This is a genomic window from Nostoc sp. UIC 10890, assembly GCF_054786515.1.
In genome coordinates this window covers 37,120-46,720 of the sequence record NZ_JBSGKF010000008.1, presented here as the reverse complement: position 1 = coordinate 46,720, position 9,601 = coordinate 37,120, and the positions used below count along the sequence as shown (strand labels likewise).

12 protein-coding genes are annotated in these 9,601 nt (G+C 44.0%); 4 read left to right on the top strand and 8 right to left on the bottom strand.

All coding sequences use genetic code 11. From position 1 onward, the window contains the following. Positions 1 to 397 precede the first annotated feature (397 nt). Both ACWATR_RS35840 and ACWATR_RS35835 read right to left on the bottom strand, forming a co-directional pair. Positions 398 to 544 (bottom strand): hypothetical protein, encoded by a 147-nt coding sequence (locus ACWATR_RS35840; protein WP_460343797.1) that lies wholly within the window; start codon positions 542 to 544, stop codon positions 398 to 400. A 19-nt stretch (positions 545 to 563) separates the two neighbouring features. After that, the gene (locus ACWATR_RS35835) at positions 564 to 995 is read right to left on the bottom strand and encodes a hypothetical protein (protein ID WP_460343794.1); all 432 of its coding nucleotides are present in this window, start codon (positions 993 to 995) and stop codon (positions 564 to 566) included. A gap of 188 nt (positions 996 to 1,183) precedes the next feature. Between ACWATR_RS35835 and ACWATR_RS35830 the strand changes: the two genes are divergently transcribed. Continuing rightward, positions 1,184 to 1,306 (top strand): hypothetical protein, encoded by a 123-nt coding sequence (locus tag ACWATR_RS35830; protein ID WP_460343791.1) that lies wholly within the window; start codon positions 1,184 to 1,186, stop codon positions 1,304 to 1,306. Positions 1,307 to 1,489: 183 nt separating this feature from the next. Here ACWATR_RS35830 and ACWATR_RS35825 read toward each other — a convergent pair whose 3' ends face one another. After that, positions 1,490 to 1,657, bottom strand: coding sequence for a hypothetical protein (locus tag ACWATR_RS35825; RefSeq protein ID WP_460343787.1), 168 nt, complete (start codon positions 1,655 to 1,657; stop codon positions 1,490 to 1,492). Positions 1,658 to 2,158: 501 nt separating this feature from the next. Continuing rightward, on the bottom strand, positions 2,159 to 2,425 hold the full coding sequence (locus tag ACWATR_RS35820; protein WP_185582076.1) for a hypothetical protein: 267 nt from the start codon (positions 2,423 to 2,425) through the stop codon (positions 2,159 to 2,161). Positions 2,426 to 2,834: 409 nt separating this feature from the next. Between ACWATR_RS35820 and mobV the strand changes: the two genes are divergently transcribed. Continuing rightward, the gene (gene mobV, locus ACWATR_RS35815; RefSeq protein ID WP_460343784.1) at positions 2,835 to 4,646 is read left to right on the top strand and encodes a MobV family relaxase; all 1,812 of its coding nucleotides are present in this window, start codon (positions 2,835 to 2,837) and stop codon (positions 4,644 to 4,646) included. An 804-nt stretch (positions 4,647 to 5,450) separates the two neighbouring features. Beyond that, on the top strand, positions 5,451 to 5,663 hold the full coding sequence (locus ACWATR_RS35810; RefSeq protein ID WP_460343781.1) for a hypothetical protein: 213 nt from the start codon (positions 5,451 to 5,453) through the stop codon (positions 5,661 to 5,663). A gap of 690 nt (positions 5,664 to 6,353) precedes the next feature. Here ACWATR_RS35810 and ACWATR_RS35805 read toward each other — a convergent pair. The 3 genes from ACWATR_RS35805 to ACWATR_RS35795 form a co-directional block, all read right to left on the bottom strand. Next, entirely contained in the window at positions 6,354 to 6,593 is a 240-nt protein-coding gene (locus ACWATR_RS35805) for a hypothetical protein (RefSeq protein ID WP_190898856.1), read from the bottom strand. Positions 6,594 to 6,715: 122 nt separating this feature from the next. After that, entirely contained in the window at positions 6,716 to 6,931 is a 216-nt protein-coding gene (locus ACWATR_RS35800) for a Nif11-like leader peptide family natural product precursor (RefSeq protein WP_460343778.1), read from the bottom strand. A gap of 195 nt (positions 6,932 to 7,126) precedes the next feature. After that, positions 7,127 to 8,959, bottom strand: coding sequence for a protelomerase family protein (locus ACWATR_RS35795; protein ID WP_460343775.1), 1,833 nt, complete (start codon positions 8,957 to 8,959; stop codon positions 7,127 to 7,129). A gap of 190 nt (positions 8,960 to 9,149) precedes the next feature. On the opposite strand from ACWATR_RS35795, the gene ACWATR_RS35790 reads away from it, so the two are divergent. Further along, positions 9,150 to 9,311 (top strand): hypothetical protein, encoded by a 162-nt coding sequence (locus ACWATR_RS35790; RefSeq protein WP_460343772.1) that lies wholly within the window; start codon positions 9,150 to 9,152, stop codon positions 9,309 to 9,311. A gap of 40 nt (positions 9,312 to 9,351) precedes the next feature. Here ACWATR_RS35790 and ACWATR_RS35785 read toward each other — a convergent pair whose 3' ends face one another. Further along, on the bottom strand, positions 9,352 to 9,594 hold the full coding sequence (locus tag ACWATR_RS35785) for a hypothetical protein (protein WP_460343769.1): 243 nt from the start codon (positions 9,592 to 9,594) through the stop codon (positions 9,352 to 9,354). Positions 9,595 to 9,601 lie beyond the last annotated feature (7 nt).

Sequence of the window (9,601 nt, the reverse complement as noted above, 5' to 3'; positions counted from 1 at the left end):
TTCGTTAACTAGTTATCTAACTTGTTGATGTCTGCATTAACCTGTTAAATTTTGCCTATCCTGTTATTAATGCATATATCTAGGATGCTTGTATAGCAAGGGTTTTAACTAGTGGTTATATCTGCATATTAATTCATGACAGCATACACGAGTATCTATCTCTAACTTGTTATTTAACTGGTTATTTAATTTATTATATATAACAGTTTTATGGATTAACAGGTTGTTAGGTGCGGCGGCGTAACCTCGTTGTGTCTCCCTGCCACCTCAGCTTGCTTCACGGCTGGCAATTCTCCCCAGGCGCGTAGTCTTAGACTGGCAGCTACGCTGCTGACGACGGCGGCGTTGCCGCGTCTCCCTGAGAAGGCTAGGCTGACATCAAGCGGTTACACTATCGCTATCGTTCTATCTGGTTAGACATTTTAATAACCAGTTTTAACATTCTTAACAGGTTATTGCTGACTAACTTCCAGCTTTTGACCGCCGCGAAAATTTCCCAGGTTAGCGATCGCTCACTGTAATCTGTGGCAAGTCCGAGGGTCAAGCGCGATCGCTACTATTAGTTATGCCTTATTATTTTTATCTGGCATAACTCCTTTAAGGGCTTTTTCTATTTCTTCAATGGCTGTATCAATTGCATCCAATTGCTTACGATTTGCCCATTCTTGGTAGGCTTCCGTTACAGCTGGATCGGTAGCTAATCCCGTACTACTGCCTACCCTGCCTATGTGCTGATGGCAGGTGTATTCTGGATTCTTGCCGCGTTTGACAATTCCTTTTAACCTTTGCTTAGGGTTACGCTTAAAAATTGCTTCATTGGCTTGCCACTTGGCGTATACATACCAATATATTTCACCATCTTTTTTATACTGCTTTCGCACCTCGTATTCATGAATCCATACCCCAGGTGGTGACATTGGCTGATTGACTAGCTGCTGTCTAATTTCCTTTAATTGGTGCAGCTTCTCTATGATTTGGTCTATGCAGTCTGTCATGGCAGTTATAAGAGTTATGCCTATCAAAAATTTTAGGGCATAACTCTTCTGAACGCGCTACCAGAGTTGGACAATGCCAACGGCGGTAAGCTACGCTCCATACCGCATCTATTTAGTTAGATATTTGTAATAACAAGTTCTGACACTAATAACAGGTTACTGCCATTGGCTAACCTCTTCCCGATTCTTTGACCACCGCCAAAGTTCCCCAGATTGGCGATCGCGTGTTAGGGATTGGGCATTGGTGCGATCGCTTTCCCTCGGCAAGCTACGCTCCTATACCCAAACAATATTTTTGGCGTGGTTCCTAGTACTGCTATTTTGGTGCGAGATTGTGAGCGCCGCTTCTAATTGCCTCCCCGCCCTGCCACCAAAACAAAAAAAGGTCTTGGGGCGATGCCTGCCTGCGGCGGGCATCGCCTACGCACCCTCTAAATTTCATCCATTGGATTTTTCGCAGTAACTTGAGCAATTCGCTTCTCTGAAATCTATGGTTAGCGATGCCGAAGGCAGGCGGTTACGCCATCGCTTTGGGACTTGTTGCCCATTGTCACTAAAATTTCCCAATGATTTTGACTGGCATCTACGATGCCTCGCTGACTCAGGCTTCGCCACGAGCGCATCATTTTTGTACTGGCTTGACAATGCTGGGTTTTATACAAAATCGGTAGTCACCACTGAGAATAGCCGCATTTTGTATCAAATTCTGATACCGTAGTCACGCCTTCTATATAAATAGATATTAACTATCATGACTACCAAATCTATTATGACTACCAGACCATGACTACCAAAACCCTAAACCTCCAATCTCAATTCTTAGCATGACTACGGACGAGCGCATCATTTTTGTACTGGCTTGACAATGCTGGGTTTTATACAAAATTGGTAGTCACCACTGAGAATAGCCGCATTTTGTATCAAGTTCTGATACCGTAGTCACGCCTTCTATATAAATAGATATTAACTATCATGACTACCAAATCTATTATGACTACCAGACCATGACTACCAAAACCCAAATCCCCAATCTCAATTCTTGACGTGACTACGGGCGATCGCACTTCTCCAATTTGGAATGCGTGAATTGTCCATGACTTACGGGAGATTCTAAGTAAGTTTGTAAAATACTGCGATATTGCAAAGGTACTTCAAAAAACCCCTCAATCGAGTAATTGCTTGAGCAAGTGAATCTGTAATTCCAACTGTGAGATAGAGTAAATCACAGCAGTCTTGAGAGTGTCGCTGTCAGCACCAATGCGCTTTATGACAAATGGCCCCCAACACATCCTTAAAGTACTCAAAACAATTTTAGTCAAACCTCTGCCCGACATTCGACGCTCTCGCTCTCGTAAAAATTGCAGCAACTGGCCATCGCTACTGTCATGACTACGCTTAATCGAAAGCACTTCTAAATTAGGTTGCTCCATGTCCTGTATTCCTATCGAATTAAAGGAGATTATAAGTAAGCCATCGTGTTGATTGATACCAAATTCAAACGACTGTCAAAATGCGCCGTAAACCACCCCTAGTACCCCTCTACTGTACCAAATGACTGTCAAACGACTGTCATTACCCGAAACCCCAATGACTGTCAAACGACTGTCGTTATGTACCCTAAAGGTGCTTTTGGGCGTATTTTGACAGTAGGCAGTAAGCGCGATTTCTCCCCCAAAAGTGGATTTCAGGGTTTTGTATAAGTGATACCATACTCATTATGGTTTCATGCCCTGCGGGTGGCTGCGCCATCTCTCGCTGCGCTCGTGACATGAAACCGCCGTTCGCTTGGAGAGGTTTTTTTATACTACAAAAGTACTGCATTTGTAGCATAAATCTTTTATGTCGCCACTAACAATTCTCAGAATTGAGAAACTAAAAACATTCGGCAACGTTGCCGGAAGTGATGACCATGTTACCAGAAACAGAGAAACACCCAATGCAGATCCAACTAGAGAGAATGTCCGGTTGATTGGGGGAGAAGACGAACGCGCATTAGAGGAGATAGTTAAAGAAAAAATCTCTACGCTACTGCATCGCCCTCGGCATGATGCAGTGTTATGCACTGAAATGTTTCTCTCGGCATCGCCTGAATATTTCCGCCCCGATAATCCATCCCTTTCTGGGCAGTGGTCTAATGAGAGAATGCAGCAATGGGCTTTAGCATCTCGTGACTGGCTAGCTCAAAACTATGGGTCAAAGTGCGTCAGGGCAGAACTCCACCTAGATGAAAGTACCCCACACATTCACGCCTACATTGTGCCATTGAACGAGAAAACCGGGAGAGTCAGCCATGACGCGATGTTTGGCGGCAGAGGTGGACAGGGAAGAATTAAGTTATCCAAGCTCCAAGATAGTTATGCTGCTGCACTTGCTCCTTTGGGCATTGAACGGGGGGTCAAGGGCAGTAAGGCAACCCACACCAAAGTAAAGGAATATTACCAAGCGGTTAACAGTGAACCACTCACCGCAGTCATTACAAATAACCAATTAGCCCCCACACCGTTTGAATCAGCTAGGAGTTATGTAGCCAGGATTCAGTCAGATGACCAGTTCCAAGCGATTAACCATCAACTGGCTGACCGAAAATTCATGGAACAGCGATTAGAAAGGGCAGAGCAACGCGCTAGGGATAGCGAGAAGGAGCGACAGCAACTAGAGAAGCGGGTGCGATCGTTAGAGGCTCAGACTCAACAACTGCGGGACTTGGCCTTAGAGGATGTCGCCTGGGAGTTGGGGCTACACCATGATGAAGGAAAATGGAAGGGTCACGGACACATCATTAATATAGATGGCTCCAAGTTCTACGATTTCTCACCCGAACACTCCTTGGGTGGCGGTGGTGCGATTGACTTGGTGATGCACGTTAACCAGTGCAATCTGCGTCAGTCCGTTGTCTGGTTACACGAGCGATTTGGTGAAGCTGGGGCAGAACGAGCAGCGATCGCAAAAGCTCGTGAAGTAACTGCTGAAATTATTCAGTTAGAACCGCGAACCCCGTTTAAGCCACCCGTTGAGGATAAAGCAAAGTGGCAAGCAGTTCACAACTACCTGACTCAGAAGCGGGGAATACCATCAAATTTTGTGGAACTTCTGCACAACCGGGGGCTAGTTTACGCTGATGACCAGCAAAACGCTGTGTTCGTCATGCGGAATCTATTAGAAGAACCCCAGGGCAAAGGTGCGTTCCTGCGAGGGACACGGGGAGAAAACAACACTTTCAGAGGTTACAAGAAAGGGACTAAGCGGCGTGAGGGCTGGTTTCACTTCCGCTTAGGCGGACAGCCAACTTCACCTGTAGAGAAAGTGGTGCTTTTAAAATCGCCCATCGATGCCGTGTCTTTTGCCATGCTGGAATATCAGCTTAGAGGCGACGTGCCACCCAATAGAACTTTGTACATGGCGGTAGATAATCCCAAAAGCTTACCAGTAGAGCAATTGCAGCATATTCCTAATTTACAAGTGGCGTTTGACTCGGACGATTCTGGTAATGCAGCTGCACGAGTTGTTAAGGAACTACTGCCACAGTCCAAGCGCGTCAAGTGCAAGGCACATGATTGGAATCAGCAGCTACTCGATTATGGGCGACAGTTAAGGCAACAGCAACAGCAACAGCAACAGCAACGCCAGCAGGAAGATGATTTGAGTCTTTAATAGTCAGCGTTCTAGTAGTGAAGTGTACTGTTAGTTTTGTAGTATTAATGTAGCTTTTTTGTACTTCTTTTTGGTTCAAGTGATTTGAAATTTACTTAAATCGTCACTTTTCGCTCCAAAAAACTTTCCGCCAAAGATGGCGTACTGTGCCTCAAAAAAAGATGCATTCCAGAGCTTAAAAGCTTTTAAGCGAATTTCCCGATAATTTACCAATTATTGGGAGCAAATGGGAGACTTCTTATAAGTATTGGAAACTGTTTGGATTTATTGGGAATTTTTGAGCTAATGAGAATTTTGTGAATGGATGATGTTTAAGGGCTAAAAAGGTAAGAAACAAACTGGAGAATTGGGAGATGTTGGATAGATATTGGGAGATGTTGAATGTAGTTGGTGAGGGCGGGGAAAATGGATGTTTTTTCGAGATATTCGACCCAATGCACAAATTTAGTTAAATCAATCAACTAGTGCCAAAACTGTAATATTTCTTGATAAATGTATCAATAATCACGGTTTGGGCGGTTTATATTGAGAGTAATTATCAATTAGATAGACAAAAAAAGGGTCAAAAATAGGGGAAATTTTTTTTTGTGGATTTTGTTTCTTTAACAAGCTTTAGCGGGTCTAAGTCCCCGGCTACAAAATAAGCCGCAAGCTTGGCTATCCTCTCACCTGTGGCTAGGATCTCAATTCTTGGCATGACAACAGCGCGATCGCTTCCCTCACCCCTTCAGACCTTAAAGCCACCGCTCTTGATTTTGCTCCCAGCAGTAGTTAGAAGAATGCCTTAGACAATGAATGGCCGCGATGCCTGCGGTTCTTGCTAGCCGAACCACCTTCTTCGACCTATGCTTAATTCCCGAAGCGATCGCTTCTCCCTCCTATTCCCGCACTGCTGACTCTCGCCCCTCTAGCTCGACCGCATTCGCCATTGGGCATTGGATGTTGAGGAAGAGGCGATCGCCCGTAGTCATGCTACGCTCTACTCCCCTGGCGGCCCTATTAGACATTGGAGATTAGGGATTGGGTGAATGGGCGTTGTCATTCCATCTGTGAAACTTGATCTGCTTTTGTCGTTCTTTTGTCGTTCTTTTGTAGTCAATTTTAGCTGATTGCGATCGCGTCAACCATCCCACCTAACACTGCTAAAATAATTTTTTACCCCAAATTTTCATTTTTTCGCTTCAAAAGCCATGCAAAAATGGCTCAAATTTAAGTTAGCCAAAATAAGCGTAGTGAGTTACGGTTATTTTATTCTTTGAGCGAAGAATTTTTGCGGACAAAAAATAGTGATTCCCTGCGCTAAGTTGTGGCTTAGTCTAGGCTTAGTCCAAGCATAGTCTAGGAAACAAGTTTCTTGAAAAAACTGATTAAGAGCGCTTAGTCTAGGCTTAGTCCAAACATAGTCTAGGCATAGTCGGGAGAAAATGTAGTTTGGTATACAATTTCCTCATTTAAAATCCACTAATTACATAGACTTAGTGGTGATTATGACTGAGTTTGTAAAGGAAAAAATAACTTTAATTTCTCCCTGACTTAAAGCCTTCACCACTAAGGAACTCTTCATTGATCAGCAAGAGAATTTTATCTGTGTCCTTTCCCTTGTTGCCATAGCTGGCATAGACAATAAAAAGCCCTCTAAAAATTGATTCTAGAGGGCAGTGGGAAAAATTATTTGGTGTGAAGAGCTAGATGTACTAGGTTCTGTTGCTAGATACGATCAGAGTTGTCCCCAATCGGATCTTCAGTAACTACAGGTTGAAATTCATCAAATCCGGTTATTGCTGGGGGAAATGTTGTCCAGAAGTTCCATTCCACTGCGGATAATTTAGGAAATTTCGGGGCATCGAAAGAAGGGAGCAGTTGCAAAGATATCTGGAAGTAACGGATGAGCAGGTGTTGGGGGCGGCGGCGAGTTTGGCGATGTTGTCGCCTGTGGGTAGAAGTCATGTAGAGATATTTGCCCATTCACCACATTTACGCGGCTTATTTCTCATCCTGGGGAGAACCTAAAAGCGATCGCTATTCATCCCTCAGCATAGCTGCCTTTTTCAAAAATTCTCGCGTGACCCCTAGTTGTACTCTCCAGGAAGATCAGTTTTTTTAACAGTAATGCTGCCAACTTTCTTGCCTGACATTCTCAATAATTCATCACCTGAAAATTCAAAACCAAGCTTTAGTGCTATTCGCGCAATATCATCTGCGGTTGGTGCTGCAAGCACCTCGTTTTTAAGTTCAGGTTCAGACTGCATTTTCTTTAAAAATGCTTCGATTTGCTCAAAAGCCATATTTAAAATTTGATCCTCGCTAGCTACTCGTAATATAAAGAAAAACAGCAGTATATTTTTTAAGACTAGCAGCACAAGGGTATCAAGATTCGGGGGAAAGATGATTATAGCGACGCGCTGCTCTTCATTTATCAGAATCTTGCTTATAAGAAATCACGTTCTGATAAGTAATCATTATCCTACTCCAGATCCGTTTCAGCTTCTCCCTGCCTTAAAGCCTTCCCCGCTTAGAAATTCTTCATTTACTAGCAACAAAATTTTATTTGTGTCCTTGCCTTTGTTGGCATAGCTAGCAGGGTTACTGGGATCTTTTTTATTCTCCATACCGAATTTCGCGTTATGGCTGATTATTTCGTCTTTGTGTTGCTCAATCCAGTCGCGTACCAACAAGCCGTTACAGCCTGATAAATCTCTCAAAGCTTGGTTAGTAATTGCTAGGCGATCGCTGTCCCCAGTTGCCACAGTATCGTTATAAAGACAAATTGCCTGATAAGACCTACGAATTTTTTCTACAGCTGCTAAGGTTGCCTTGCTCCCCCAGACCTCAGCATCAGTTTTGGCTTGCCAGTCAATCTCTTCTTTGATGGGTGTGACTTTGGCGGCGGTAGCCTTGGCAGACGGGGCGATTGCTCCCCCAAGAGTAACCTTGTTCACCACTTCAATAATTTTCGCTTCTAACCAAGAATCTAGCTCGGTAACGTTGAGAGTAACTGTTTGTGGTTGCTGTGGTGCTGTGGTTTCCATTGCTGCTTTCTCCTGTTGTAATTGGTTATTGGCTTGCTCTAACTGGTTATTTGTTTGCCGTAACTGCTTAATTTCTGCTTCTAACTGGGCAATTAATCGCTGTGATTCCTGTAACTGCTTCGCAACATCAACGCGGTTTTTGTGGTGTTCAATCAAACGGCTGACTACCGATTGCTGATTTGGTAAATTCCATTGGGCTTGCAATTCCTTGAGATATTCAAAATCAGCAGGGATAGCCCGAACTTGAACTAGTTTTTCTTTCTCTGGTGCATCTGGGAAGCCTACAGGCTTTGTGGTGTAGTAGTCTGCATACCCCAAAGTGGTTACAAGGTTTTGTAAATCCCGATCAGTGGGAGCATCCTTGACAAAGTGTCCAGCTAACCTTGCAGCATGGAGCATTTTAGAACCTGTTGAACCCTGGCAATCCCTCTCTGTAGCCAGCGCTAAATATGCAGCCCGGAGCGCTTTGCAGTTGTCTTGTTCTTCCCCGTGTCGGAAATTTAAGATGGGGGCAATGTCTCCCTTATCCCCAAAGTACGCCCGTACTACCCGATTCAATGAACCGTTGCGGCGGCTGTCAATGGCGCGGTTTTGTGCTGCTACATCTGTAAGATTTTCGTTAGCCACCTCTGTTAAAAGTGCTTTAGTTGATGGTTCTTTTCTTAGCAAGTTCAACCGCTCGATGACGTAACTAGCAGGGTAAAGGGTAGCGATCGCAAATACTGGCTGATCTCCCCGTTTTTTACCTTGACCAGTAAACATAACTTGATAGCTTTGACCCTCAACAGGTGCAAACTTGGCACGAGCGAGAATTTCATGGGGACGGCGACCAGTGGCAGCAATTAACCCTACTGCTACCTCATGGAGGTCTTGGGATTCTAGCAATTTACCCGTTACCTCTAAATATTCGTCTGGGCTGATTTCCTGACCATTGTCTAGGCGTAAGCTTACCCGTGTAGTTTCGTTACGTTCCTCCCAATCCTTTTTGTCCAATCCACACAGCAGTAAAACATAGTGCTTTAACTCATAACCTGTTACATTGCCTTGGGCATCATGCTTGGGTACAGAATCAGCGTTTTTCCCTTGCTCTAATGGCAGTGACTTAAATTTTTTATAGAAGCCAGCCCGACTCAGCACAGTGCCTAAGCTTTTAATGCTGTAGCTGGTTTTGGTGTTAATAAACTCGTTAAAAGCTTCGCAGTGTGGCTTGATTTCCTCAAGGCTTTGCAAATCCTTGACCGCAACAAAGAGTTGTTCTACTTGCTCCTGAACTGCTTTAGACATCTGACTGACTCCCCTTTACTTCTAAGCTGTTACTAATTTAACTAACAAGTTAGCTAATGTCAATAACCTGTTAAAATATCTGACAAATTATTGACACATTATAACAGGTTAAGCTACGCTAATAACAGGTTGAAGAAACCACAGAAAAAGCGGGCTACTAACCCGCAGCTTAAAAATAAAAGGTATTCTCATGTTACTCACAATTGCTAAACCTCAACAATTCCAAGCAAAAGACGACTACTACGATGGTGAATTCGACGCGGCGATTGGACTACCACCTAAAAGCCAGGATGGAGAATACTGGAGAGGGTATCTAAGCTACACGCTCAAAACTGGTAACGTACCATTCTAAAAATCAAGGGGAGGGTAACACCTCCCTTTGCTGCGTAAGCCTACCAAGCTTCCCTAAATTTTTTACAAACTTCTGTCCAGGGCATTCCTTCTCTTAACTGGTTAGCAATTCTGGGCGCGTCCTCTCTTAGACAATGAAAATCGCTCCCGGACTCTGCATACATGGGCGATTTTCCTGCTAGCATTCCTTCTTCGCCTTGAAAGTAAAACTCTGCCCAGTGCCATGTAATTCCGTCTGTGTCAGAGCATGATTTAAATTGCCAGTCTTGAAATTTTGGTTTCATGCAAGTG